This window comes from Streptomyces alboniger (genome assembly GCF_008704395.1).
Taxonomy (GTDB): domain Bacteria; phylum Actinomycetota; class Actinomycetes; order Streptomycetales; family Streptomycetaceae; genus Streptomyces; species Streptomyces alboniger.
In genome coordinates, this window is sequence record NZ_CP023695.1 from 7,136,715 (window position 1) to 7,161,957 (window position 25,243).

Sequence of the window (25,243 nt, forward strand, 5' to 3'; positions counted from 1 at the left end):
TCAGATGACCCCCTGGGCGGACATCGCGTCCGCCACCCGCTCGAAGCCGGCGATGTTCGCGCCCGTCACGTAGTCCCCGGGGGCGCCATAGCGCTCGGCGGTCTCGTGGCACGTCCGGTGGATGTCGTTCATGATGCGCGTCAGTTCCTCCTCGACGCGCTCCGCCGGCCACGACGTACGGGCGTGGTTCTGGGCCATCTCCAAGGCGCTGACCGCGACGCCGCCCGCGTTGGCCGCCTTGCCGGGCCCGAACGAGACGCCCGCCTGCTGGAAGAGGCGCACGGCCTCGGGGGTCGTCGGCATGTTGGCGCCCTCCGAGACCACCTTCACACCGCCTCGGATCAGCGTGGCGGCGTCGTCGGCGTCCAGCTCGTTCTGCGTGGCCGAGGGCAGTGCGATGTCGGCCGGTACCTCCCAGACCCGCCTGCCCGGTACGAAGCGGGCCGAGGCACCGCGGCGCTCGGCGTAGGTGTCCACCCGGGCCCGTTCGACCTCCTTGACCTGCTTCAGGAGGTCGAGGTCGATGCCCTTCTCGTCGACCACGTAACCGGAGGAGTCCGAACAGGTCACGGCGTTGGCGCCCAGCGCGGTCAGCTTCTGGATGGTGTGGATGGCGACGTTTCCGGAGCCGGACACGACCGCCGTCCGGCCCTCAAGGGTCTCGCCGCGCTCGCGCAGCATCGCCGCCGTGAAGAGGACGTTGCCGTAACCGGTCGCCTCCGGACGGATCAGGGAGCCGCCCCAGTTGGGGCCCTTGCCGGTGAGGACGCCCGCCTCCCAGCGGTTGGTGATGCGCCGGTACTGGCCGAACAGGTAGCCGATCTCCCGGCCGCCGACGCCGATGTCACCCGCGGGCACGTCCGTGTGCTCGCCGATGTGCCGGTACAGCTCCGTCATGAACGACTGGCAGAAACGCATGACCTCCGCGTCGCTGCGCCCGCGCGGGTCGAAGTCGCTGCCGCCCTTGCCGCCGCCGATGCCGAGGCCCGTCAGCGCGTTCTTGAAGATCTGTTCGAAGCCGAGGAACTTGATGACACCGAGGTCCACCGACGGGTGGAAGCGCAGGCCGCCCTTGTACGGGCCGAGCGCGCTGTTGAACTCCACCCGGAAGCCGCGGTTGACCCGCACGCGACCGCGGTCGTCCTGCCACGGCACCCGGAAGACGATCTGCCGCTCCGGTTCGCACAGCCGCTCGATCAAGCCGGCTTCCGCGTACTCGGGGCGGGCCGCGACGACCGGCGCCAAGCTCTCGAGCACCTCGCGGGCGGCCTGGTGGAACTCCGGCTGGGCGGGGTTGCGGTGCTCGATCTCGGTGAGCAGCTGCGAGAGCGCCGGCAGCGCTGTCTTCGTATCGGGTCGCATGGTCAAAGAGGCCCTTTCTGGACGCTCAAGGCGCAGGTATCACGCGCATGTAAACACAGTGACCAGGCCTCAGGTCCAGCGAATAACCACATTGCGAGACCCGCCCCTCGGGTGTCACCGGCCGGCCCGCGGACCCCGAGGGATCAATCGCGGCCCGCTGCCAGGAGTGCCGCGCGGCGGACCGCATCGGTGGAGGCGGCCAGCAGCGGCATGCGAACGGCCGGGCTGGGGATGCGGTTCTGGGCGTTCAGGACACCCTTGATCACCGTCGGGTTCGGCTCGGTGAAGAGAGCCGCGGACAGCCGGGCCAGCTCGGCTCCGAGGCTGCGGGCGGGTGCGGCGGAGCCGCTTCGCCACAGCGTGATCATCTCGGCGAAGTCGGCGGTGCGCACGTTGGCCGACGCGACGATGCCGCCGTGGGCGCCCGCCGCGACGAGCGGCGAGAGGACGACGTCGTCACCGCCGAGCACGGCGAAACCGGGCAGGGGAGTGCCGAGCAACTCCATGGTGGTCGGGTCGATCGCGCCGGTCGCGTGCTTGATGCCGACGACCCCCGGCAGGCGGCCGAGCGCGGTGATCGTGTCCGCGCCGAGAGTCTGCCCGGTGCGGTAGGGAATGTCGTACACGACCAGGGGGAGGCCGCCGTGCTCGGACAGCGCGGTGAAATGCGCCAGGGTCCCCGCCTCCCCGGGGCGGGTGTACGGCGGCGCGGGAACCAGCGCGGCGGCGATGTCCCCCTGGGCGGCCAGCTCTCGCAGTGCCGTGATGGTGGCGGCCGTGTCGTTGGTGCCCGCCCCGACGATGAGCGGCGCCCCGTGCGCCCGGCAGGCGGCCGAGCAGACGCGGATCACCGTCTCTCTCTCCTCGGCGGTCAGCGTGGCGGTCTCGGCGGTCGTGCCGAGGGCGACGAGCCCGGAGGCCCCGGCCGACAGCGCGTCGTCGGCGAGTCGGGCCAGCGCGTCGGGAGCCAGACGCAGATCGTCGGTGAACGGGGTGATCAGGGGGACGTACAGGCCTTGGAAGATCGGTTCGGGCTTCATGCCCCCACCCTCGCCCACGCCCACCCGGTAGATCCATTTCTGATTTCTGCCCTCACACCTAAGCTGAACTTATGCTCGATGTCCGTCGTCTTCATCTGCTCCGCGAACTGCACCGGCGGGGCACCATCGCCGCCGTGGCCGAAGCACTGACCTTCACCGCGTCCGCCGTCTCCCAGCAGCTGGGGGTGCTGGAAAGGGAGGCAGGCGTCCCCCTGCTGGAACGCAGCGGCAGGCGCGTGGTCCTCACGCCCGCGGGCCGCTCCCTCGTCGCGCACGCCGACGCGGTGCTGAACCGCCTCGAACAGGCGGTCGCCGAGCTGGCCGGGGCGCGGGACGGCATCGGCGGGCCGCTGCGGATCGGGACGTTCCCCTCCGGTGGCCACACCATCGTTCCGGCCGCGCTGGCCGAACTGGCGCGCCGGCACCCTGCGTTGGAGCCGATGGTGCGGGAGATCGACTCCGCGCGCGTCTCCGACGGTCTGCGGGCCGGTGAACTGGACGTGGCCCTCGTCCATGACTACGACTTCGTCCCCGCGACCCCGGATACGACCGTGGACGAGGTGCCGCTGCTCGAAGAGCCGATGTACCTCGTCACCTGTGCCGGGAGCGACGCCACGACCACGGGCACGACAGCGGACGCCGCCCGCGGGGACACGCTGGCAGCGCTGCTCGGGCCCCGCGCCGAGGTTCCGTGGATCACCGCGCGGGACGGCACGACGGGTCACGCGATGGCCGTACGCGCCTGCCAGGCCGCCGGGTTCCAGCCCAGGATCCGCCACCAGGTCAACGACTTCCGCACCGTGCTGGCGCTGGTCGCCGCCGGACAAGGGGCCGGGTTCGTGCCGGAGATGGCCGCCCTGCCGAGCCCCGCGGGCGTGGAGTTGACGGAATTGCCGCTGTTCCGTCGCTCGAAGGTCGCCTTCCGCGCGGGCGGCGGCGCCCATCCGGCGATCGCCGCTTTCGTGGCCGCGGCGACGACGGCGGTCGGCCGCATGGCGGGTTCATGAGGGCACGGCATTTCCGGCCGGACTCCTGAGGGAGACGGCCGGCGTCGGTCGGCCCCGGGCAATCCGCTACGGCCCCACAGCCGTTGGCCTGGACGCCCGGTCGGCGGAACGGCCGTACACTCGGGCTCATGGGTCACATGGGTTCCACGAGGCAGCGCCGGCAGCGGGCCGCCTCGGACCCGCGCCCGCGCGTCGTCGCTCCGGCGGGCGCCGCCCGCGCCGGAACACCCCGGGCCCGGCGCATCGCCCTGCACGAGCACGGCTAGCGATCCGCGCACAGGCCGAGCCGCGTGCGTCTCCACGCCGCGCGCCCGCCCCCCCCGGCCGAGAGCCGTCCCACACAGCCACGCCGGGCGGTCCCCGCTCCCGCTCCACCTCACCACAGCAGCCCTCCGGCCCCCGCCGGTGCTGCCGCCTGGCTGTGACCGCACCACCGGGTCGCGCCACCTCGAAGGGATCTTTGTGAAGCTGAGCGACTTGCTGGACGGACAGAATTGTCATGTACTCCACGGTGACCTGAGCGGGACGGTGATCACTGCGGGCGTGACCTTCGATGTCGACCGGGTCATGCCCGGTTCCGTCTTCGTCGCGGTGCCCGGACACCGGGAGGGCGGCCCCGGAGCCGTGACGGCCGCGTTCGCCCGCGGAGCCGCCGCCGTACTCGTCGAGGGGACGGATCCGGCGCTCGCCGCGACGCCGTGGCCCGCGGGCAGGTGCGCCGTGCGGGTGCCGGACACCCGACGGACGGCCGCGGTCGTGGCCGCCCGCTACTACGGCGACCCGGGTCGGGGCATGGACATGGTGGCGATCACCGGCACCAACGGCAAGACGTCGGTGTCGTACATGGTCGAATCCGTCCTGCGGATCTCCGCGGGGGCGAGAACGGGAGTCATCGGGACGGCCGGCAGCCGGATCGGCGACGAGCTGATCCCGATGCCGCACTCGGTGCTCACCACCCCGGAGTCGCCCGACTTGCAGTACCTGCTGGGCTTTATGCGCGACCGCGCGACCACCAGCGTGGTCCTGGAGGCCACCTCGATGGCGTTGCTGAACCACCGCGTGGACCGGACGTTCATCGACGTCGGGGTGTTCACCAATCTGACGCAGGACCACCTGGACGACCACGGCACGATGGCCAACTACCGGGACGCCAAGCTCCGGTTGTTCCAGGGCCTGTGCCGGCGCGCGGTCGTGAACGCCGACGACCCCATAGGCGCAGGGATCGAAGCGCTGATGCCGGGCGCGGTGACCACGTACGCCCTCGACACGCCCGCCGACTACCGGGCGACCGACCTCGTCGCGAGCGCCTCGGGTACGCGGTTCACCCTGCACCACGGCGGGCGCGCCCACCCGGCGTCGATACCGTTCCCCGGGCGGTACTCCGTGGCCAACGCCCTCGCGACGCTGGCCGCCTGCCACGTCCTCGGGCACGAGTTGGACGCCCTTATCGCCGCACTCGGTCAAATGCCGCCAGTGCCCGGCCGGTTCGAACGCTTCGAGACCCGGCAGGGCACCTCCGTGGTCGTGGACTACGCCCATTCCCCGGACTCCCTCGACAAGGTCCTGTCCGCCATCCGCGGCTACACGCGCGGCCGGGTGATCACCGTCTTCGGCTGCGGCGGCGACCGGGACACCACCAAGCGGGCCGACATGGGCAGGATCGCCGGGGCCCACTCCGACCTGTGCGTCGTGACCTCGGACAACCCCCGCAACGAGGACCCGGAGGCCATCCTGGACCAGATCGTCCCCGGTCTCGCCGCGACAGGAACGCCGTTCGAGCGCCTCGTCGACCGTCGCGAGGCCATTGCCTTCGCACTGTCGGCGGCGGGCCCCGAGGACACCGTCCTCGTCGCGGGCAAGGGCAGTGAACCGCACCAGACCGTCCGCGAGGAACTGCTTCCGTTCAGCGACATGGCCGTCGTACGCGAACTCGCCCTGGGCGCGGGCCAGTTGTCGAGGCGGTAGCCCGGCGGGCTACGCACGGCACTCCCGCTCCCGATGACCGGGACCGCTGAGCAGGTCGACCCGCCGGCCCTCGCTCTCCCTGAGGACGTACAGGGTGCCGTGTCCGGGCGTCCAGTCGCGCGGGACGAGGAAGACGCGGTCTCCGGAGACGTGGAACAGGCGCAGCCCGGCGTACTCGTACGCGTACTGGCTGCCCTTCTCCGTGACGCGGCGGAAGCAGCTGCCGCCGCCGCGGATCATCAGGTCCTTCTCGCTGAGGACGGCGACGACGGGAAAGTCACTGCGGACGGTCCGCTCGGTCAGCTCCGCCCGGCCCCGGCCCGCGATCTGCGCGTACGCCGACACGGCCCAGAACAGGGACAGCACGCAGACGAACAGGGTGAGCCCCCACAGCCGCAGGTCGCGGCGTTCGCGGGTGCGGGCATAGGCGTTGAGCGCGAGGCCGCCGATCGCGGTGAGCGGCAGCAGCAGGTCGAACAGCCACGGGTCGAGCGGATACAGCGGTACGAGGACGAGTGGCACCGTCCAGGCGAACCGCAGTACGCGGACGGCACGGGCGATCCGTTCCGGTTCGCTCACCGCCCAGCGGTGCAGCCCGAGCGCGCCGAGGGCGGCGCCCGCGGTGAGCCAAGCGGGCATGTAGAGGGCGCCGACGCTCCGTAGCAGATAGTCGCTGGTGGAGAGGTGGAAGACGGTGTCGCGCAACCCGAGCGCCTTGGTCTCGGCGTCGGTGCTCGCCCAGCCGAAGTAGAAGAGGACGGCCGTGAGGAGCGTGACGAGGGACCCCGCGGCTCCGACGATCTCGACCCAGCCGACGGCCGGGGCCGGGCTGCCGGGGGCCGGCCGGACGGGGAGGGGCGGGGGAGGGGGCTCCGTGTCCGGTTCGGGGGCTCCGGGCTCGGGGTCCCGTGGGGTGGGGTCGGAGCCGGGTTCAGGGCCGGGCTCCGGGGCGGGGTGCGGTGATGGTCTCGGGGGACCGCTCATGGGGTCGCGTCCGGCGGGGCGGGTGGAGAGCCGGGTGACGACATGCGGGCGGATACCGACGGGCTCGGCCCCGAGGGGTTGGGCGGCGAGCCGACCCCGGACCAGTCGATGACGACCGCCGCGTTCTTGACGAGCCTGGTCCCGTCGCGCGTCACGAGGGTCACGTCGACCGATGTCGGACGGCGTCCTTCGAAGCCGTCCGCGCCCGGCAGGTCGACGATGAGCAATGCGTCCTTGCAGCACTTGGCACCATCGTCCGCATCGCCGAAGGGCTTCAGGACGATCGGTTTCGCCAGTTCATCGGCGCGCAGTTCGACGCTGCTCGGCCAGTCGGGCCACGTGCCGCTGAGGTGGATCGTTCCGCCGGGTCCGACGCTGTCCTCCGAGACGGAGAGCCGGTTCTCGCAGGCCCTGGTGGCCGAGGGGGCGGGACGCAGCACCACTCGTTCGCCGGGATGCTGCCGGTAGTAGGCGACGAAGCGTCGCAGGACCCCGAAGGCGTCCTCGTCCTTGCACAGCTCACTGACGCCGCTGGGCCGGTAGCCGGAGGCCCGCAGCCGGGCCTCCGCCTTCGTCGCGATACTCAGCCCGTCCCGCTCGCCCCGCGCCGCCTTGCAGATTCCCGCCAGCCCCTCGATCACCCGCCAGGCCTCGGGGCTCGCCCTGTTGCCCGTCTGCTGGGCGGGGTCGGTGGCGATTTCGTACGGCTTCCGGCACTCGCCGCGCTGGAGGTCGTCGTACACGCTGTCGGGTTCTGGAGTGATGTCCGTGTTGGGTGACTTCGGGCCCCAGGGGAGCCAGCCGGGTGGGTTTCCGCCGCCTTTTCCGTCGCCTTTCCCGCTGCCTGTTCCGGCGCTGTCGCCCTTGCCGTTCCTGCTTCCGCTGCCGTTGCTCTTCCCGTGCTTGCCGCCGTCGCCCTCCCCGTCGGATCCGCCCGTCTGCCACGCCTCGCCCGTCGTGCCGCTTCCGCCCGAGCCGCTCCCTCCGCCCGCTCCGCTCCCGCCCGTGGCACCCGTAGCACCGCCGTCGGCGCCCGAGCCGCCGCTCACGCCGTCGCCGCCGCCTCCCCGCGCCCCGTCCTCGGGTGAGGCCAGCCCTCGCACCCCGAAGAACAGCCCCACGACCAGGACGAACCCCACGACGGCGAAGGCCCATGCCGGCACCCGAACGGTGCCCGAGCCGAAGCGAACAGCCATGACGACACCCCCGTCTCGCCTGCCCACATCATGGGCCTGGGCGGCGGGGCCGGGAATACCTCGCGTACGACGGGCTGCGGTACGTCAGGCGCGTTCCTCCCGGGCCTCGACCGTGACGTAGACGACCGGAGAGACGGCACCGCCGCCGGTGACGCGCAGGGCGTTGCGTCCCTCGATGCCGAGTACGACCCGCATGGAGTACGTCCCCTGGGGCGTCGTGCGCACCGAGGCGGGCAGGTCCACCCAGCGCGTGCCCTGCTGCTGTTGCAGGGAGACGGGGGTGCCGGGCGGCAGATGCCGGCTCGCGCCGAAGACGCGGAACTCCTGCGCGGCCCGCACACTGCTCACGGACGTCTGCGCGGTGAGCGTCGGCAGCGGGGCCTCGTCCGCGGCCCTCGGCGCCTCCACGGCCTGCGCCGCGACCGCGGCCGGTCGTGGTGTCGCGGCCGTCCGTGGTGTCGCGGAGGTCATGTCCGCCGCCGGTCCGAGAAGCACGGCGAGGGCCGCGAATCCGGAGAGCGAGGCGGTGTGCTTGGCGCGGTTCGTGATGTTCAATGTGCCGTTCCTGTCCGGTCGGGGAGTCGGTCGTATCGGTCGTACGGCTGGTGCGGGCTAGAGATGCAGCGCTCCGCCCTCCTCCGCGTGTCCCTCGGGCTCCAGCTGGAGCGTCGAGTGGGCCACGTCGAAGTGGCCGGCGACGCATCGCTGGAGCCGCGCGAGGAGGGCTCCGTAACCGCTCGCGAGGGCGGCGTCCGTGACCACCACATGCGCGGTGAGCACCGGCATCCCCGAGGTGACCGTCCATCCGTGCAGGTCGTGCACGGCGACGACGCCCGGCTCCGCGAGGAGGTGGCGCCGTACCTCCCCGAGGTCGACGTCCTGCGGGGTCGCCTCCAGGAGCACGTGGACGGAGTCCCGCAGCAGCCCGTACGCGCGCGGCACGATCAGCACCCCGATGACGATCGAGGCGATCGGGTCGGCGGCCTGCCACCCCGTGAACAGGATGATCAGGCCGCCCACGATGACGGCGACCGAGCCGAGCGCGTCCCCGAGGACCTCCAGGTAGGCGCCCCGCAGATTGAGGCTCTTCTCCTTGGCGTCCCGCAGCAGCCACAGGCCCGCCAGATTGGCGAGGAGCCCACCGACCGCGACCGCGAACATCAGGCCGCCCTTGACCTCCACGGGCTCGCTGAACCGGCCGATCGCCGACCACAGGACCCAGACGAAGATGGCGACGAGGAGCAGCGCGTTGAGGACCGCCGAGAAGATCTCCACCCGGTAGAACCCGAACGTGCGCCGCGGCGTCGGCGCGCGCTGGGCGAGGGTGATGGCGCCGAGGGCGAGGGAGACGCCGACCGCGTCGGTCAGGCTGTGCGCGGCGTCGGCGAGGAGCGCGAGGCTGCCGGACAGGAGCGCGCCGATCACCTGGATGACGGTGATCGAGGTGCTGATGCCGATGGTCCACAGCAGTCGGTTGCGATACGTCCCGCTGAGCGTGCCGCCCGTCGTCGCGGCGGACGGGCCGTGGTCGTGCCCCATGCCCGCGAGTGGATCATGCAGGCCCGCGGGCCGCCACTCGGTGCGCCCTCGGTGTCCGGCTCAGCGCACCCGTGGCGGTGTCGAGACGTCCCGCTGGTGGGGGATGCCGAGCGGGGGCGGCAGCTCGCCCTGGTGAACGGTGACCGTGCGGGCCGGTGCGGGGACCCGGATGCCCTCGGCGCGGTAGCGCTGGTGCAGGCGCTTGATGAACTCGTGCTTGATCCGGTACTGGTCGCTGAACTCGCCGACGCCCAGGATCACCGTGAAGCTGATCCGCGAGTCGCCGAACGTGTGGAAGCGGACGGCCGCCTCGTGGTCGGGGACCGCGCCCGTGATGTCCTTCATCACCTCGTCCACGACCTCGGTCGTGACCCGCTCGACCTGCTCCAGGTCACTGTCGTAGCTGACCCCGGCCTGCACCATGATCGACAGCTCCTGCTCGGGGCGGCTGTAGTTGGTCATGTTGGTGCTCGCCAGCTTGGCGTTGGGGATGATCACGAGGTTGTTGGAGAGCTGGCGCACCGTGGTGTTGCGCCAGTTGATGTCCACCACATAGCCCTCCTCGCCGCTGCTCAGCTGGATGTAGTCGCCGGGCTGCACCGTCTTCGCCGCGAGGATGTGGACGCCCGCGAAGAGGTTGGCGAGGGTGTCCTGGAGCGCGAGGGCGACGGCGAGACCGCCCACGCCGAGCGCGGTGAGCAGCGGGGCGATGGAGATGCCGAGGGTTTGCAGGACGACGAGGAACCCCATCGCGAGAACGACGACCCGCGTGATGTTCACGAAGATGGTGGCCGACCCCGCCACTCCGGAGCGTGACTGCGCCAGGGCCCTGACGAGGCCGGTGACGATCCGCGCCGTCGTCAGCGTCGCCGCGAGGATGAGCAGCGCCGTCAGCGTCATGGTGACGTTGCGTCCGGTCCGCGGGGTGAGCGGCAGCGCGCCCGCCGCGGCGGCGAGCCCGGCGGTGATGGCCGCGCAGGGCACGAGGGTGCGCAGCGCGTCGACGATGACGTCGTCACCGTTCCACCGCGTCCGGCTCGCCCGCTCGCCCAGCCAGCGCAGCAGGGTCCGCAGCAGCAGCCCGGCCCCGACGCCGGCGACCACCGCGATCCCGGCCACGATCCAGTCGTGCAGTGTGAGCGCACGGGTCATCAGTTCACCCCCGCCGTACGGAAAACGGGCGCCTGCACGCTGCGTATGTGATGTGTCGTCACCTTGTGATACCTGCTCGATTCCGGGGGTTCGGTCACGCCGGAGCCGGGGAGCGGCCCGGCGCGGACGTCATCCTGCCCCATCCGTGTCCAGCAGGCGCGCATACCCCCACCTGGATCTTCACAGACCGGTCACCTCTGTCAACCGGTCGGCCGTGACGCGGTGTCAGAGGTGGCGATGGCATGAATATCGCGGATGCTGGTACTCGACGCGTTTGCGGGAACTCTTCCCGTAGGGCGTCGAGTCCGGTGAGTCGTTCCGTTGGGCGTCGAGTCCGGTGAATCGTCGATTTCTGCGAGCGGAAGCGGTTGAGCATGACGGTAGTGCGCAGACCCGGAATTCCGGCAAGGGAGACAGGCCACGAGGATCTCGTCTCGCCGGTCAATTCACACAATGAGTGGGACCCGCTGGAGGAAGTCGTCGTCGGGCGCCTCGACGGCTCGACGATCCCCTCCAGCCATCCGGTGGTGGCCTGCAACATCCCGCCCTGGGCGGCGCGGTTGCAGGGGCTCGCCGCCGGTTTCGAGTACCCGCGCAGGCTGATCGAGCCGGCCCAGCAGGAACTCGACCAGTTCATCACCCTGCTGAGGTCCCTTGGCATCACGGTCACGCGCCCGGACGCGGTCGACCACAAGCAGCGCTTCAGCACCCCCGACTGGTCGTCCCGCGGATTCTGCAACTCCTGCCCGCGGGACGCCATGCTCGTCGTCGGGGACGAGATCATCGAGACCCCGATGGCGTGGCCGTCCCGGTATTTCGAAACCCACTCCTATCGCGAGCTGCTCAAGGACTACTTCCGGCGTGGCGCGCGCTGGACTTCGGCGCCCAAGCCGCAGCTCACCGACGCGCTGTACGAGAAGGATTTCCGCCCTCCCGAGGGTGACGAGCCGATGCGCTACATCCTTACGGAATTCGAGCCGGTATTCGACGCGGCGGACTTCGTGCGCGCGGGCCGCGATCTGTTCGTCACGCGGAGCAACGTGACCAACCAGATGGGCATCGAATGGCTGCGCCGCCATCTCGGGCCCGGCTACCGCATCCACGAGATCGAGAGCCGCTGCCGCACGCCCATGCACATCGACACCACGTTCGTCCTGCTCGCGCCCGGCAAGGTCCTGGTCAACCCCGAGTACATCGACGTCGACCGGCTGCCCGACGTCCTGAGGTCGTGGGACGTCCTGGTCGCACCCGAGCCCGATCCGATCGACGAGCGCCTGCTCAAAATGACCTCGATGTGCGGCAAGTGGCTCAGCATGAACGTGCTGATGCTCGACGAGAAGCGGGTCATCGCCGAGCGGCACCACACCGGCATGCTGCGCGCGCTCGAGGAGTGGGGCTTCGAACCGATCCCGTGCGACCTGCTGCACTACGCGCCGTTCGGCGGCTCGTTCCACTGCGCGACACTCGACGTCCGCCGGCGCGGCACGCTGGAGTCGTACTTCGACTGATCGCCCCGCCCACGGGTAGGAAAGTGTCCTGACCGCATTCGGCGGGCCGCCGCGCGGGGCGGCCCGCCGACCGGGCTGCCCGGCGGGGGTCCGGGGTGAAGCACTGTGCGGAACTCGACTCTCCGGGAGGCGAGGCGCGTATGCGCAGAAGGACACTGCTCGGCGGGGCGCTGGCCGCCCCCCTGCTCACCGCCTGCACCGGCAAAGGCGGCGGCTCGGACGGTGGGGGCAGGACCACGCTCTCGTACGGGATGTGGGACCCGGCGCAGGTGCCGGGCATGGAGAAGATCATCGCCGCGTTCGAGAGACAGCATCCGCGGATCTCCGTACGCATCGAGCTGACGCCCTGGGCGAGTTACTGGACCACCCTCAAGACGTCGATGCGGGGCGGCACGGCACCCGACGTCTTCTGGATGAACGCCGTCAACTTCCAGCTGTACGCGGCGGGTGGCGTCCTGGAACCGCTCACCGGGCACATCGAGGCCGACGCCACGCCCGTGGACCGTCACCCGGACGCCCTGGTGAGGCTCTACGCCCACCGCGGTACGCAGTACGGCCTGCCCAAGGACTTCGACACCGTCGGCCTCTGGTACAACAAGGCGCTCTTCGACAAGGCGGGCATCAAGTACCCGGACGCGACCTGGACTTGGGACGACCTGCGGGACGCGGCCGCCGAACTCACCGACCCCGGTCGCCGCGTGCACGGCTTCGCCGCCGAGATGGAACGGCAGATGAAGATCTACCCGGCCGTCTGCGGCGCCGGCGGTTACATCCTGGAGGACGGCCGCTCCGGCTTCGGGGACGAGCGCTCCATCGAGGGGCTGCGCTTCCTGACCGACATGGTCGACCGGGGCTGGTCGCCGCCGCAGAGCGCGATGGTGGAGTCCATCGGGCGGGTGCGCTACTGGTCCGAGAAGGTCGCCATGAACTACGACCTGTCCGCGATGGCCGGGCAGATGTACGCGGTGCCCGCGCTCAAGGACCACGGCGGCATCGCGGTGCTGCCCCGGGGCCGGCGCAGGGCCACCATCATCCACGGCCTGGCGAACGTCATCTCCGCCAAGAGCCGCAAGAAGGAAGCCGCCTGGAAACTCGTGCACTTCATGGCGGGGCGCGAGGCCGCGGAGATCCAGGCGACAGCGGGCGCGACCATCTCCTCGTACGAAGGAACGCAGGACGCCTGGCTCAAGTCGATGCCCGAATTCGAGCTGAAGCACTTCATCGAGATGCAGGAGTACGCCGTTCCCTATCCGAGCTCCGAGAACACCGCGGTCTGGGAGAACCTCCAGTATCCGCTCCTCGGCGCCGCGTTCAGCGGCAAGGGCGGCATCGAGGGTGCCGCCCGCACGCTGGGCGAGCAGATGGACCGGGCCCTGAAGGAGGAACGCGCCTCATGAGTGTCTTTCCCGCGACGGCGGCATCGAGGGCGGCGGGGCGCGGGGCCGCCGCGGCCGGCGGGCGTGCCGGGCCCCGCGGCCGGCGCGCCGCCTATCTCTTCATAGCGCCGCTCGGCCTCGGCTTCGCCGTCTTCTACTTCTGGCCCCTGCTCCAGACCTTCTACTTCAGCTTCACCGAATTCGGGGCCTTCGGCGGTCATACGTTCATCGGGACCGACAACTACATACGTGTCGTGAAGGACGTCACGGTCTGGCAGGCGCTCGGCAACACGATCGTCTACAGCCTCATCGGGCTCACCGCGCTGCCGATCGCGATCGTCGTCGCGGCCCTCCTCAACCGGCGCGGCCTGCGCGGAGTCGCCCTCTACCGCGCCCTGTACTTCGTGCCGTTCGTGACGCTCCCCGTCGCGGTCGGTCTGGTCTGGAACTGGCTCTACAACGGCGACTTCGGGCTCCTCAACGACATCCTGAGCCGGTTCGGCGCCGACCGGCACTACTGGGTCTCCGACCCCTCCACGGCCGTCTACGCGATCGGCACGGTGATGGTCTGGTCGACCACCGGCTACTACCTGATCATCTTCATGGCGGGCATCAAGGGAATTCCGCGGGACTACTACGAGGCCGCGGAGATCGACGGGGCCGGGGCGCTGCGCCGGTTCTTCACCATCACCCTCCCCCTCCTGAGCCCCACCATCTTCTTCGCCTCGGTCATCTGCATGATCAATTCACTCCAGACCTTCGATCTGATCTACATCATGATGGCCGAGAAGAACCCCGCGATCGGCGATACGCAGTCCGTCGTGGGCCTCTTCTACAAATGGGCGTTCATCGAGAACGCGCAAGGAGCCGCGGCCGCGCTCGCCTTCCTGCTCATGCTCCTCATCGCCGCCTTGACGTATCTGCAATTCCGGCTCCAGAAGAGGTGGGTGCACTATGAGTGAGACCCGAAAGGGGCGTGAGGTCCGAAAGGGGAGTGAGGCCCGAAAGCGCGGGCGCGCAGGGTCCGTCGCCACCCACGCCGTGCTGTCGCTGGGCGCGCTCGTGATGGTCTTCCCGTTTCTGTGGCAGCTGCTGACCGCGCTGAAAACCCTCGCGGAGACCTCACGCGTCCCGCCCACGTTCCTGCCCGACACCTGGAACGGGGCGAGCTTCGAGGAGGTCTTCACCGCGCTGCCGTTCCGCGAAATGCTCACCAACAGTGTGCTCAACACGGTCGGGCGGACCCTCGGCCAGCTCGTGTTCTGCTCGCTCGCCGCCTACGCCTTCGCCCGCATGCGGTTCAGGGGGCGCAACGTCCTGTTCGCGCTGTTCCTGTCCGTCCTCATGGTGCCGAGTTCCCTGCTCGTCCTGCCGCAGTACGACATCATCCAGGGGCTCGGCCTGCTGAACTCCGCTCCCGCGCTGTTCCTGCCCGGCATGTTCAGCGCGTTCGGCACGTTCATGCTGCGCCAGTTCTTCCTCACGCTCCCCCGGGAGCTGGAGGAGGCCGCCCGCATCGACGGCGCGGGCTCCTTCCGCATCTTCTGGTCCATCATGCTGCCGCTGATCAGGCCCGCGCTCGCCGCGCTCGCCGTCATCACCGCGATGTGGTCCTGGAACGACCTGCTGTGGCCCTTGATCGTCAACACCGACCCGGCGAAGATGCCGATCAGCGCCGGACTGACCTCCCTGGAGGGGCAGTACGAGACCAACTACCCCGTGATGATGGCCGGCTCCCTCATCGCGAGCCTGCCCATGCTGCTGGTCTACGTCTTCCTCCAGCGGCACTTCGTCCAGAGCGTCGCCCTGTCCGGCTCCAAGAGCTGAGCCCGCGAGCCGCCCCCCCCGCCCCAGGAACCGCGGTCCCGGTCGCGGGCACGCCGTCCACAGCCTAGACCCGAGGCGGACGCGGCCCGCGACCGGAGCCGGTTCCGCAACGGACCGGGAGCGTATTAGCGTGGACGGGACAGATCGCCCGACAGGATACGAGGTGCCCGGCCCATGCCAAGCCGCAGCGAGAACCGTACCCAGCTCATCGAGTCACTCATGGAGCGGTTCCCGCACGTGCCGCGGGAAGCAGTGATCAAGGAGGATCTGCTGCGCGGCGGGATCGCCTTCGACGAGTCGGCCCTGAGCGACAACGAGGGTGGCGAGGTCAAGCCGAAGTCGTACTTCATCTTCTCCTTCGACCACGGCACCCTCCCCGAGCTGGGCGCCGCCGCGCTGCGCCGCCCGCCGGAGGAGATCGTCCTCACCGGCGGCCCCTACGAGCTGCGCCGCACCGTCGTCTCGGTCCGCGTGAACCCGTCCTCGCCCTACCGTGTCGCCGCCGACGACCACGGCGTGCTCGGCCTCTACCTCGACGGCGCGCGCATCTCCGACGTGGGCCTCCCGCCGATGCCGGACTACTACCGGCACACGCTGGAGAACGGCAAGTCCGTCATGGAGGTCGCGCCCACCATCCAGTGGGGCTACCTCATCTATCTGACGGTGTTCCGGGTCTGCCAGTACTTCGGCGCCAAGGAGGAGTGCCAGTACTGCGACATCAACCACAACTGGCGCCAGCACAAGGCGGCCGGGCGGCCCTACACGGGAGTGAAGCCGGTGGAGGAGGTCCTTGAGGCCCTCGCCATCATCGACAAGTACGACACCAGCAAGTCCTCCACCGCGTACACGCTCACCGGCGGCGCCATCACCTCGCAGATCGGCGGCAAGGACGAGGCCGACTTCTACGGGCAGTACGCGAAGGCCATCGAGGAGCGCTTCCCCGGCCGCTGGATCGGCAAGGTCGTCGCCCAGGCGCTGCCCAAGGCGGACGTACAGCGCTTCCACGACTACGGAGTGCGGATCTACCACCCCAACTACGAGGTGTGGGACCCGTACCTCTTCGAGCGGTACTGCCCCGGCAAGGAGCGTTACGTCGGCCGTGACGAGTGGCACCGCCGCATCCTGGACTCCGCGGAGGTGTTCGGCCCGCGCAACGTCATCCCCAACTTCGTGGCGGGCGTGGAGATGGCGGAGCCGTTCGGTTTCAAGACGGTGGACGAGGCGATCGATTCCACGGTCGAGGGGCTTCAGTACTTCATGTCGCGCGGCATCACGCCCCGCTTCACCACGTGGTGCCCGGAGCCCACGACGCCGCTGGGCAAGGCGAACCCCCAGGGCGCCCCGCTGGAGTACCACGTCCGTCTCCTGGAGGCCTACCGCGCGACGCTGGAGGCCAACGGCCTGACGTCGCCGCCCGGCTACGGCCCCGCCGGCCCCGGCAACGCGGTCTTCTCCGTCAGCTCCTTCATGGACAGCCTGCCCGCGGAGTCGGCGGCCCCGGAGGACGCGGACGCCCCCACGCAGCCGCGGTAGCCCTTACAGGGGGTCCAAAGGCAGCGGGAGGACATCGCCGCGGGCCGGGGCGACGTCCCGCCGGGGTCGTGCCGATCCCTTGACGCCCTCTGTCCGGCTGTAGCACGCTTCCGCGGTGATCACCGATGAGCGGCCTTCGGCGCAGCGGCCCGTGCTCGCCGTCGATCAGGGCACCTCCGGGACGAAGGCCCTCGTCGTCTGCCCGGAGCGCGGGGTGATCGGCGCGGGTGCCGTCGAGGTGCGTCCCCGGTTCCTGCCCGGCGGCCTGGTGGAGGTCGACCCCGCCGAGCTGCTGTCCTCCGTCGTCGACGCCGGGCGCAGGGCGCTGGCCGACGCAGGCGAGCCGGTCGCCGCCGTCGGCCTCGCCAACCAGGGCGAGACGGTCCTGGCCTGGGACCCGGACTCCGGTGAACCGCTCACCGACGCCCTCGTCTGGCAGGACCGCAGAGCCGCCTCGATCTGCGACGAACTCGCGCGCCACGCCGAGGAGTTGAGGTCCCTCACCGGCCTGCCGCTCGACCCCTATTTCGCCGCGCCCAAGATGGCGTGGATACGCCGCCACCTCACCCGGCGCGGCGTGGTCACCACCAGCGACGCCTGGCTCGTCCACCGGCTCACCGGCGCCTACGTCACCGACGCCGCCACGGCCGGCCGCACCCAGCTCCTCGACCTCGACGACGTCGCCTGGTCGCCGCGCGCCCTGGAGATCTACGGACTCACCGAGGAAGGCCTGCCCCGTGTCGTCGACGCCGCCGGACCCGTCGGCACCACCACCGCGTTCGGCCCCGAGCTGCCGCTCACCGGACTCCTCGTCGACCAGCAGGCCGCGCTGCTCGCCCAGCACGTGACGGAACCCGGCAGCGCCAAGTGCACCTATGGAACAGGGGCGTTCCTGCTCGCCCAGACCGGCGCGCGGCCCCGCCGCGGCGGCTCGGGCCTGGTCAGCTGTGTCGCCTGGCGGCTCGACGGCAAGAGCAGTTACTGCCTCGACGGGCAGGTCTACACCGCGGCCTCCGCCGTCCGCTGGCTCACCGGCCTCGGCGTGATCGGCGGCGCCGAGGACATCGACCCCGTGGGCGGTGCCGTCCCGGATACGGGAGGCGTCACCTTCGTACCCGCCCTCGCGGGACTGGCAGCGCCCTGGTGGCGCGGCGACCTGCGGGGCTCGCTGACCGGGCTCGGCCTCGACACCGCCCCCGGGCACCTGGTCCGCGCCCTGTGCGAGGGCATCGCCGCGCAGGTCGCCTCGCTGGCCGACGCGGTGGCCGCCGATCTCGGCGAACCCCTGACGAGCCTGCGCGTCGACGGCGGCCTCACCCGCTCGGCGCTGCTCATGCAGACCCAGGCGGACCTGCTCCAACTGCCCGTCGAGGTCTCGGCGTTGCCCGATGTCACCGCGCTCGGAGCCGCCGCCGTCGCCCGGATCGGCCTGGACCCCACGCTCGCGATCGCCGACGCGGCCCCGGCCTGGGTGCCCGCCGCGGTCTACGAACCCCGGATCGACGCGGACCGGGCGGCCGAACGCCTCGCGGACTTCCGTTCCGCCGTGACGGCACTCCTGGAACGCACCCCCTCATGACCGCCGCCGAGAGCGCAGGACGGGTGCTGAGGAGCGGCCCGCCGCCCGGCACGACGTACGACGTGACCGTGATCGGCGCGGGCGTCGTGGGCGCGGCCGTCGCCCGCGAACTGGCCCGCCACCGCGGGCTGCGCATCGCCCTGATCGACGCGGCGAACGACGTCGGCGAGGGCACCTCCAAGGCGAACACGGCGATCCTGCACACCGGCTTCGACGCCGTGCCCGGCTCCCTGGAGTCCCGCCTCGTCCGCGAGGGACAGCGACTCCTCGCCGCGTACGCCGCCGAGTCCGGCATCCCCGTCGAGCCGGTCGGCGCACTGCTCGTCGCCTGGGACGAGGAGCAACTGGCCGCTCTGCCCACTCTGTTGGACAAGGCCGTACGCAACGGCTACCGCGAAGCGCGGATCATCAGTCCCGACCGGCTCAGGGCCCGCGAGCCACACCTCGGCCCCGGTGCACTCGGCGCGCTCGACGTGCCCGGCGAGAGCATCATCTGCCCCTGGACGACCACACTCGCGTACGCCACCCAGGCCGTACGCGGCGGCGTCGACCTGCACCTCGACTGCCGTGTGCTGCGCGTCGATCCGAGCGGAGGCCGACACGAGCTGACCACGAGCCGCGGCGCCCTGCGCACCCGTTACCTCGTCAACGCGGCGGGGCTGCACGCGGACACCGTCGACCGGCTCCTCGGCCACGACGACTTCACCGTGACCCCGCGCCGCGGCCAGCTCATCGTCTTCGACAAGTTCGCCCGCGGCCTCGTGAACCACATCCTGCTGCCCGTCCCCACCGCCCTCGGCAAGGGCGTCCTGGTCGCCCCGACCGTGTACGGCAACGTCCTTCTCGGGCCCACCGCGGAGGAGTTGGACGACAAGACAGCTACCGCCTCGACCGCCGAGGGCATCGCCCTCTTGCGTGAGAAGGGCCGCCGGATCCTGCCCGAACTGCTCGACGAGGAGGTCACCGCGGTCTACGCCGGACTGCGCGCCGCCACCGAGCACGACGACTACCGCGTCAGCGCCCACAAGGAGCAGCGCTACGTCACGGTCGGCGGCATCCGTTCGACCGGACTCACCGCCTCCCTGGCCATCGCCGCCCACGTCACCGAACTCCTCACCGCCACGGGCCTCGACCTCCCCGCGGCCCGGGAACTGCCGCCCGTCCGCATGCCGAACCTCGGCGAGGCATCCCCCCGCCCCTACCGGCGGGCCGACCTCATCGCCGCCGACCCCGCCTACGGCACCATCGTCTGCCACTGCGAGCGGGTGACGCGCGGCGAGATCCGCGACGCCCTCGCGGCCACGATCCCGCCCGGCTCGCCGGACGGGCTACGGCGCCGCACGCGGGCGCGCGGCGGGCGCTGCCAGGGCTTCCACTGCGGGGCCCAGGTGCGTGAACTCTACGAAGAGGGCGGAGAGTCGGTGTCCGGATGAGACGTGAACGCATCGTCGACGTACTGATCGTGGGCGCCGGGCCGGCCGGCCTCGCCACCGCCACCGGTCTCGCCGCGGCGGGCGCGGGCGAGGTCGAGGTGGTCGACCGGGAGCAGGAGGCGGGCGGAGCCGCGCGGCACTGCGCGCACGGCGGATTCGGCCGCCTCGCTCTGACCGGGCCGCAGTACGCGGAGCGCTGGGTGGCCGCGGCCGTCGGTGTCGGCGCGGTGCTGCGGACCGGCGTCACCGTCACCGACTGGCCGGGATCGCTCACCGTGGACGCCACCAGCACGCGCGGCCTGGAACGGATCACCGCCCGAGCCGTCGTCATCGCCACCGGCGCGCACGAACGGCCCCGCGGCGCACGCCTGGTGCCGGGCACGCGGCCCGCGGGGGTCTACACCACGGGGGAGTTGCAGCGGGCCGTCCACGTCCACGGGCAGCGGATCGGCACGCGGGCCGTCGTCGTCGGCGCGGAACCGGTGAGCTTCACCGCCCTGGACACGCTGCGGCGTGCCGGGGTCGAGGTCGCCGCGCTCGTCACGGAGCACCCGCGCCACCAGGCGTCGCGGAGCCGCGCCGCCGAGGCCCGGCTGCGGCAGGGCATCCCCCTGCTCACCGACGCCACCGTCGCCGAACTCCTCGGGCGGGGGCGGCTGTCGGGGGTGCGGCTGCGCCACCGTGACGGGCGGACGGCGTACCTCCCCTGCGACACAGTGGTCTTCACCGGAGACTTCGTGCCCGACCACGAACTGGCGCGGCGCGCCGGTCTGCCGCTCGACCCCGGCACGCGCGGCCCGGCGGTCGACGGCGCCTTCCGCACCGCCGAACGCGGCGTCTTCGCGGTCGGCAACGTCCTGCACGCCGCCGAACCGGCGCGGGTGGTGGCCCGCGAGGGCGTGGCCGCCGCCGTCGCGGTGCGGCGCTACCTCTGCGACGGCGACTGGCCCTCCGCCTCGGTCCCGCTGCGGGTCACCGCCCCGCTCGGCTGGGTGGCCCCCAACCGTCTGACCCCGGACGAGCCGGGCGACGGATTCACCTTGCGGACAACGGAGTTCGTCCCCCACCCCACGCTGGCGATCACACAGGACGGCAGGAGCCTCTACCGCGCACGCCACCGACGTCCGGCGGTCCCGAACCGCCCGTTCCACGTCCCCAGCGGCTGGGTCGACCGGGTGGACGCGCGAGGAGGCGCCGTACGCATCGCCCTGGCCGGCCGAGCGGACCCCCGCTGAGGACCCACCCCGCTGAGGACCCACCGCGATCGGCCGAATGCCGCCTGTTCGTGCGTGTGTGAACGCCCGTAGGCTGTGCGACCTTCGCGGTCTGGGGGACTTGTGAACAGTCTTCGTACGGTCGTCATCTGCCTCGTGATCGTGTGTGCCACGTGGGTGTCGCCGGCCGCGGCCGTGGCGCCGGGCTGGTCGGCGCTGCCGGTGCCGCCGGCGACGGCACCGACCGTGACCGTGAAGGACCTCGCCGCCCGCGGGCCGAGCGAGGCATGGGCGAGCGGTTACGAACACACCCCCGACGGGCTGCGGCCGATGCTGTACCGGTGGGACGGCACGGCATGGAGCCGGGACACGACCTTCCCCGGCGCCGGTGAACCGGGCTGGCTCGGCAAGGTGCAGTTCGTCGGCGAGGAGGTGTGGATCTTCCACAACCGTGCGGGGGAGGGGGAGATCCTGCGCCGGTCGGCGGACGGGTGGAGCGCCGTCCCGCTGCCGCGGACCCTGCGGGTCTACCAGGACTTCACCGCGGTACCGGGTGCCGCGTGGGTCGTCGGCGAGGACGACACCGGCCTCAAGGTGCTGCGCTACGACGGTTCCGGCTGGACCACCCAGTCCACCCCGGACGACGTGCACTACGTGATGGGCGTCACCGCGCGTACCGCCGACGACGCCTGGGCCTGGGCGGACACCGGCACCGGGCCCGCCGTCCTGCGCTGGGACGGCACGGCGTGGCGGGACGCGAAGGTCTCGCTGCCGCCGAACAGCAACGTGCACACGATCCTGCTCGAACCGTCCGGCAGGGCCACGATCGGTGGTGGCCAGTACTCCGATGCGCCGCCCCGCACCTACCTGATGACCTGGAACGGGCACGCCTGGCGCACCACGCACCCGCCGCTCGGGGACACCCACACCGAGGCCTTGGTGCGTGGACCGGACGGCGCACTGTGGCTGCCGGTGCGCAGCGACCGCGCGTACCAGTCGAAGTACGCACGGCTGGACGGCCCCCGCACCACCTTCTCCTACGGCCCGGAGCGCACGAACGCGATCGACGTCAAGCCGCGCGCACTGGCCAGGGCCGGGTCCTCACTGCTGTCCTTCGGGACCGTCGAGATCTACGGCTCGAAACCGACCCTGATGAGCGAGCGGCGGGGAGGCTGACCATGGCACGCAGGCTTCTCGTCGCGGCCCTCGCCGTCACGATGACCGTCCTGGCCGTCGTGGCCTCGGCCGCGGTGGAACCCCGGTCCTGGCAACACGTCCCGGTCCCGGCACAGGTACGCCCGCAGGCCGCGCTGAACGAAGCCGTGGCGTTCGGCCCCGACCGGGCGTGGGCGGTGGGCGCCGACGCCGTCGGCCGCGAGGCGCCGGGCTTCCCGCTGCTGCTGCGCTGGGACGGGACCGCGTGGCAGCGCCAGAGTCTGCCCAAGATCCGCTGGCAGGGAGAACTGCTGTCCGTGGCCGCGACCTCACCGGCCGAGGCCTGGGCGGTCGGCCGCGACTCGGCGGGCGGTGCCCGTCTGCTCCGGTTCGACGGCGCCGCCTGGACCGAGAGCCGGCCGCCGCGCGGTGTCGTGCTGACCAAGGTCGTCGCCGGTGGCGGCGAGACCTGGCTGATCGGTTCACGGGACGGCGCACAGGTACTGCTGCGCCGGGACGACGGTGGCTGGCGCGACCTGCCGGTGCCGCCGGGAGCCGTGCACGGCCTGCACATCAAGGCGGCCGACGACGTCTGGGCCGCGGGCGAGACCGATACGACCGCGGCCGTGTCGCACTGGAACGGGCAGGAGTGGAAGCAGACGGTCGTGGACGGGTTCCCGCGCTCGGCCGTGGGCACCGTCCTCGCGGTCTCGCCGACCGAAGTGTGGGCGGGCGGCACGTCAGGATTCGTCGGCGGCCCGGTCGGCAAGCCGATCCCGCCCTTGCTGGTCCGCTTCGACGGGCAGGCGTGGAGCCGGGTGCCGATGCCCACCGACTTCGGCTCGGTCAGCTCGCTCGCGCCCACCACGTCCGGCGCGCTGGGCTGGGTCGCCGTGGCCCGCTCGCAGAAGTTCGGCCCGCCGGGGAGCTATCCGCCGATCGTCTCCGGGCCGGACTTCCTTGCCTGGAACGGACAGTCCTTCACCGCGCACAGCGAACCGACGGTGGCCGGGGAGGGCGACTCCTCGACGCTGCGGCTGGCGCCTGTGCCGGGCACGGAGACGGTGTGGTCGGTCGGCAGGGCCGCCGGTCCCGAGAACACCTTCGCGCCGCGCATCCTGCGGTTCGGCTGATACGCGCCTCCTCGCGCGTCGTCGCCACCCCCGCCTCCCACCTGCCGCGTCAGCGCGGTGCCACCCCACGCACACCAGTGTGGCGCCGTAGCGAGCCATGTCTGGCGCCACTAATACCTCCCAGTGGTGCCATAGATGTGTCATAGTGGTGCCACGAACGGCGCGCACTCCTCGGTCACCTCGTCCAAGGGGTGCGCGTTTCCGCGGAGTGAGCCGTCGAAGGGGCCGAATCATGGAGACAGCACGGAGCCGGCAGCAGGCGGCCTCGGGTGCCTTCGCGGCCTTCGCCCGGTTCGCGCTCTGCGGCGGCGGCGTCGGCCTCGCCTCCAGCTTCGCCGTGGCGGCTCTCGCCTCCTCGGTTCCCTGGGCCCTGGCCAACGCCCTGGTCACCGTGGTCTCCACGCTCCTCGCCACCGAGCTGCACGCCCGCTTCACCTTCGGTGCGGGCGGGCGCGCGACCTGGCGCCAGCACGTGCAGTCGGCCGGGTCCGCGGCCGCCGCGTACGCGGTGACCTGCGCGGCGATGGTCGTCCTGCACCAGCTCGTGGCGGCGCCCGGCGCAGTGGTCGAACAGGTCGTCTACCTGTCCGCCTCCGCGCTCGCCGGTGTCGCCCGGTTCGTGGTGCTGCGCCTCGTCGTCTTCGCGCGGCACCGTTCGCAGACCGCGGGCGCCGCGGTCGCCGCCCGCCCCGTCCGTCCGGCGACCGCGGCCCACGCCTCCGCCTCGGCCGAGGTCGCGGCGCTCTGCCGGGCCGCGTGAGCGTGCCGAGCGGCGGTGCTGCCCGCCCCCGCCCCTCGCGGAGCCGGGGGCACGTCCAGTCATAGGGGGTGGGGGCCCTTCCCACGGCCCCCGCCTCCCGCATAGACTCCAAAACTAGCAGCGCTAATTTACGCAGCGAGGTCGGCGAGCGCGGCGAGACCCGCGTACCTCGCGGCGAAACCCGCAGACCACGCAGCGAGACCCGCACAACGATCCGGAGCCGTATCGTGCGCACAGTCCACTTCGCCGCCGCCCGCCGCACCCCCATCGGCAAACTCCGCGGCGCACTCTCCTCCGTCCGCCCCGACGACCTCGCCGCGGACGTCGTACGGGGACTCGTCGACGGCATCCCGCGGCTGGACCCCGCCCGGATCGACGACATCTACTGGGGCGCCGCCAACCAGGCGGGCGAGGACAACCGCAACGTGGCCCGCATGGCCGCCCTCCTCGCCGGCCTCCCGGAGTCCGTGCCCGGAGCGACCGTCAACCGGCTCTGCGCGTCGGGTCTCGAAGCCGTCATCGTCGCCGCGCGCACCATCGCCGCGGGTGAGGCGGACATCGTCCTCGCGGGCGGCTCCGAGTCCATGAGCCGCGCCCCCTTCGTCCTGCCCCGCCCGGACGAGGTGCTGCCTCACCGCATGGAGGCCGCCGACACCCGCCTCGGCTGGCGCCTGACCAACCCGAGGATGAAGGAACTGCACGGCGTCCTCGCGATGGGGGAGACCGCCGAGGAGGTCGCCGAACGCCACGGCGTCTCGCGCGAGCGTCAGGACACCTTCGCGCTCCGCAGCCACCAGCGCGCCGCCGCCGCCCGCGAGGACGGCCACTTCGACGACGAACTGCTCCCCGTCACCCGGCCCGACGGCGTGGTGGTCGACCGGGACGAATGCGTGCGCGAGGACACCTCGTACGAGAAGCTCGCCGGCCTGAAGCCCGTCTTCCGCAAGGGTGGCACGGTCACCGCGGGCAACGCCTCACCGATGAACGACGGCGCCGCGGGTCTGCTGCTCGTCAGCGAGGAGGCGCTGAACGACCTCGGTCTTGAGTCCCTCGGGCGGTATGCGGCCGGGGCCTCGGCGGGCGTGCACCCGGACACCATGGGCATCGGCCCCGTCCCCGCCACGCGCAAGGTGCTCGACCGGGTCGGCTGGAGCGTCGGCGACATCCAGGAGGCGGAGTTCAACGAGGCGTTCGCCGCCCAGGCCCTCGCCTGCGTCGACGCCCTCGGCTTCGACCCGGAGCTGGTCAACCCCTCCGGCGGCGCCATCGCGCTCGGCCACCCCCTCGGCTGCTCGGGCGCCCGCATCCTCACCACGCTGCTGCACCGCATGCGCCGCACCGGGGCCTCGCGCGGCCTCGCCACGATGTGCGTGGGCGTCGGCCAGGGCACCGCACTCCTCGTCGAGCGCGACTGAGCAGCCGGGCGCACCGCCGCCGACCGGCGCGCCCGGCGCGCCGCGCAGCAGTCCGAACCACCGCA

Annotated in this window: 22 protein-coding genes; 15 read left to right on the forward strand and 7 right to left on the reverse strand. The window is 71.8% G+C overall.

The window, feature by feature from the left end:
• The gene (gene gdhA, locus CP975_RS31365) at positions 1-1,368 is read right to left on the reverse strand and encodes an NADP-specific glutamate dehydrogenase (RefSeq protein ID WP_167532760.1); all 1,368 of its coding nucleotides are present in this window, start codon (positions 1,366-1,368) and stop codon (positions 1-3) included.
• A 137-nt stretch (positions 1,369-1,505) separates the two neighbouring features.
• Positions 1,506-2,402, reverse strand: coding sequence for a dihydrodipicolinate synthase family protein (locus CP975_RS31370; protein WP_150477604.1), 897 nt, complete (start codon positions 2,400-2,402; stop codon positions 1,506-1,508).
• 71 nt (positions 2,403-2,473) lie between these two features.
• Here CP975_RS31370 and CP975_RS31375 point away from each other — a divergent pair, with 71 nt between their 5' ends.
• The 3 genes from CP975_RS31375 to CP975_RS31380 all read left to right on the forward strand — a co-directional run bounded on the left by CP975_RS31375 (position 2,474) and on the right by CP975_RS31380 (position 5,374).
• Entirely contained in the window at positions 2,474-3,409 is a 936-nt protein-coding gene (locus CP975_RS31375; protein ID WP_150477605.1) for a LysR family transcriptional regulator, read from the forward strand.
• A gap of 128 nt (positions 3,410-3,537) precedes the next feature.
• Positions 3,538-3,675: a hypothetical protein gene (locus CP975_RS35200; RefSeq protein ID WP_167532761.1), complete on the forward strand. Its 138-nt coding sequence runs from the start codon at positions 3,538-3,540 to the stop codon at positions 3,673-3,675.
• A gap of 196 nt (positions 3,676-3,871) precedes the next feature.
• On the forward strand, positions 3,872-5,374 hold the full coding sequence (locus CP975_RS31380) for a UDP-N-acetylmuramoyl-L-alanyl-D-glutamate--2,6-diaminopimelate ligase (protein WP_150477606.1): 1,503 nt from the start codon (positions 3,872-3,874) through the stop codon (positions 5,372-5,374).
• Between the two features lie 9 nt (positions 5,375-5,383).
• Here the strand turns inward: CP975_RS31380 and CP975_RS35205 are convergent, their stop codons facing one another.
• The 5 genes from CP975_RS35205 to CP975_RS31405 form a co-directional block, all read right to left on the reverse strand.
• Entirely contained in the window at positions 5,384-6,358 is a 975-nt protein-coding gene (locus CP975_RS35205) for a hypothetical protein (RefSeq protein ID WP_167532634.1), read from the reverse strand.
• On the reverse strand, positions 6,355-7,554 hold the full coding sequence (locus tag CP975_RS31390; RefSeq protein WP_055527698.1) for a hypothetical protein: 1,200 nt from the start codon (positions 7,552-7,554) through the stop codon (positions 6,355-6,357). Before CP975_RS31390 ends, CP975_RS35205 begins: the two co-directional genes overlap by 4 nt.
• A gap of 84 nt (positions 7,555-7,638) precedes the next feature.
• Positions 7,639-8,109: a hypothetical protein gene (locus tag CP975_RS31395; RefSeq protein ID WP_055527691.1), complete on the reverse strand. Its 471-nt coding sequence runs from the start codon at positions 8,107-8,109 to the stop codon at positions 7,639-7,641.
• A 57-nt stretch (positions 8,110-8,166) separates the two neighbouring features.
• The gene (locus CP975_RS31400; protein WP_055527689.1) at positions 8,167-9,093 is read right to left on the reverse strand and encodes a cation diffusion facilitator family transporter; all 927 of its coding nucleotides are present in this window, start codon (positions 9,091-9,093) and stop codon (positions 8,167-8,169) included.
• Between the two features lie 60 nt (positions 9,094-9,153).
• Positions 9,154-10,245 carry a mechanosensitive ion channel family protein gene (locus CP975_RS31405; protein WP_055527680.1) on the reverse strand — a complete coding sequence of 364 codons (1,092 nt, stop codon included), beginning with the start codon at positions 10,243-10,245 and terminating at the stop codon, positions 9,154-9,156.
• 374 nt (positions 10,246-10,619) lie between these two features.
• Between CP975_RS31405 and CP975_RS31410 the strand changes: the two genes are divergently transcribed.
• From CP975_RS31410 to CP975_RS31465, 12 genes are all read left to right on the forward strand, one after another.
• Positions 10,620-11,753 (forward strand): amidinotransferase, encoded by a 1,134-nt coding sequence (locus CP975_RS31410; protein ID WP_055527678.1) that lies wholly within the window; start codon positions 10,620-10,622, stop codon positions 11,751-11,753.
• A gap of 140 nt (positions 11,754-11,893) precedes the next feature.
• Positions 11,894-13,150 carry an ABC transporter substrate-binding protein gene (locus CP975_RS31415; RefSeq protein WP_055527676.1) on the forward strand — a complete coding sequence of 419 codons (1,257 nt, stop codon included), beginning with the start codon at positions 11,894-11,896 and terminating at the stop codon, positions 13,148-13,150.
• Entirely contained in the window at positions 13,147-14,091 is a 945-nt protein-coding gene (locus CP975_RS31420) for a carbohydrate ABC transporter permease (RefSeq protein ID WP_055527674.1), read from the forward strand. The genes CP975_RS31415 and CP975_RS31420 overlap by 4 nt, the downstream gene beginning before the upstream one ends.
• Positions 14,084-14,956 (forward strand): carbohydrate ABC transporter permease, encoded by an 873-nt coding sequence (locus CP975_RS31425; protein WP_055527673.1) that lies wholly within the window; start codon positions 14,084-14,086, stop codon positions 14,954-14,956. Before CP975_RS31420 ends, CP975_RS31425 begins: the two co-directional genes overlap by 8 nt.
• A 174-nt stretch (positions 14,957-15,130) precedes the next feature.
• Complete coding sequence (locus tag CP975_RS31430; RefSeq protein WP_055527671.1) at positions 15,131-16,489, forward strand: radical SAM protein; 1,359 nt, start codon at positions 15,131-15,133, stop codon at positions 16,487-16,489.
• Between the two features lie 115 nt (positions 16,490-16,604).
• Entirely contained in the window at positions 16,605-18,068 is a 1,464-nt protein-coding gene (locus CP975_RS31435; RefSeq protein WP_246201692.1) for an FGGY family carbohydrate kinase, read from the forward strand.
• The gene (locus CP975_RS31440; RefSeq protein WP_055527669.1) at positions 18,065-19,501 is read left to right on the forward strand and encodes an FAD-dependent oxidoreductase; all 1,437 of its coding nucleotides are present in this window, start codon (positions 18,065-18,067) and stop codon (positions 19,499-19,501) included. The genes CP975_RS31435 and CP975_RS31440 overlap by 4 nt, the downstream gene beginning before the upstream one ends.
• Positions 19,498-20,736 carry an NAD(P)/FAD-dependent oxidoreductase gene (locus CP975_RS31445; RefSeq protein ID WP_055527668.1) on the forward strand — a complete coding sequence of 413 codons (1,239 nt, stop codon included), beginning with the start codon at positions 19,498-19,500 and terminating at the stop codon, positions 20,734-20,736. Before CP975_RS31440 ends, CP975_RS31445 begins: the two co-directional genes overlap by 4 nt.
• 102 nt (positions 20,737-20,838) lie before the next feature.
• Positions 20,839-21,891, forward strand: coding sequence for a hypothetical protein (locus CP975_RS31450; RefSeq protein ID WP_055527666.1), 1,053 nt, complete (start codon positions 20,839-20,841; stop codon positions 21,889-21,891).
• 2 nt (positions 21,892-21,893) lie between these two features.
• Positions 21,894-23,003, forward strand: coding sequence for a beta propeller repeat protein (locus CP975_RS31455; protein ID WP_055527665.1), 1,110 nt, complete (start codon positions 21,894-21,896; stop codon positions 23,001-23,003).
• A gap of 232 nt (positions 23,004-23,235) precedes the next feature.
• Positions 23,236-23,763, forward strand: a complete 528-nt coding sequence (locus CP975_RS31460) for a GtrA family protein (RefSeq protein WP_055527663.1) — start codon at positions 23,236-23,238, stop codon at positions 23,761-23,763.
• Positions 23,764-23,990: 227 nt separating this feature from the next.
• Complete coding sequence (locus tag CP975_RS31465; RefSeq protein ID WP_055527661.1) at positions 23,991-25,178, forward strand: thiolase family protein; 1,188 nt, start codon at positions 23,991-23,993, stop codon at positions 25,176-25,178.
• Positions 25,179-25,243: the final 65 nt, after the last annotated feature.

Excerpts from the sequence above, each read along its gene's own strand:
- CP975_RS31370 (WP_150477604.1), bottom strand. The coding sequence starts at position 2,402 with ATGAAGCCCGAACCGATCTTCCAAGGCCTGTACGTCCCCCTGATCACC.
- CP975_RS31375 (WP_150477605.1), top strand. The coding sequence starts at position 2,474 with ATGCTCGATGTCCGTCGTCTTCATCTGCTCCGCGAACTGCACCGGCGG.
- CP975_RS35200 (WP_167532761.1), top strand. The coding sequence starts at position 3,538 with ATGGGTCACATGGGTTCCACGAGGCAGCGCCGGCAGCGGGCCGCCTCG.
- CP975_RS35205 (WP_167532634.1), bottom strand. The coding sequence starts at position 6,358 with ATGAGCGGTCCCCCGAGACCATCACCGCACCCCGCCCCGGAGCCCGGC.
- CP975_RS31390 (WP_055527698.1), bottom strand. The coding sequence starts at position 7,554 with ATGGCTGTTCGCTTCGGCTCGGGCACCGTTCGGGTGCCGGCATGGGCC.
- CP975_RS31400 (WP_055527689.1), bottom strand. The coding sequence starts at position 9,093 with ATGGGGCACGACCACGGCCCGTCCGCCGCGACGACGGGCGGCACGCTC.
- CP975_RS31405 (WP_055527680.1), bottom strand. The coding sequence starts at position 10,245 with ATGACCCGTGCGCTCACACTGCACGACTGGATCGTGGCCGGGATCGCG.
- CP975_RS31410 (WP_055527678.1), top strand. The coding sequence starts at position 10,620 with ATGACGGTAGTGCGCAGACCCGGAATTCCGGCAAGGGAGACAGGCCAC.
- CP975_RS31415 (WP_055527676.1), top strand. The coding sequence starts at position 11,894 with ATGCGCAGAAGGACACTGCTCGGCGGGGCGCTGGCCGCCCCCCTGCTC.
- CP975_RS31420 (WP_055527674.1), top strand. The coding sequence starts at position 13,147 with ATGAGTGTCTTTCCCGCGACGGCGGCATCGAGGGCGGCGGGGCGCGGG.
- CP975_RS31425 (WP_055527673.1), top strand. The coding sequence starts at position 14,084 with ATGAGTGAGACCCGAAAGGGGCGTGAGGTCCGAAAGGGGAGTGAGGCC.
- CP975_RS31430 (WP_055527671.1), top strand. The coding sequence starts at position 15,131 with ATGCCAAGCCGCAGCGAGAACCGTACCCAGCTCATCGAGTCACTCATG.
- CP975_RS31440 (WP_055527669.1), top strand. The coding sequence starts at position 18,065 with ATGACCGCCGCCGAGAGCGCAGGACGGGTGCTGAGGAGCGGCCCGCCG.
- CP975_RS31445 (WP_055527668.1), top strand. The coding sequence starts at position 19,498 with ATGAGACGTGAACGCATCGTCGACGTACTGATCGTGGGCGCCGGGCCG.
- CP975_RS31455 (WP_055527665.1), top strand. The coding sequence starts at position 21,894 with ATGGCACGCAGGCTTCTCGTCGCGGCCCTCGCCGTCACGATGACCGTC.
- CP975_RS31460 (WP_055527663.1), top strand. The coding sequence starts at position 23,236 with ATGGAGACAGCACGGAGCCGGCAGCAGGCGGCCTCGGGTGCCTTCGCG.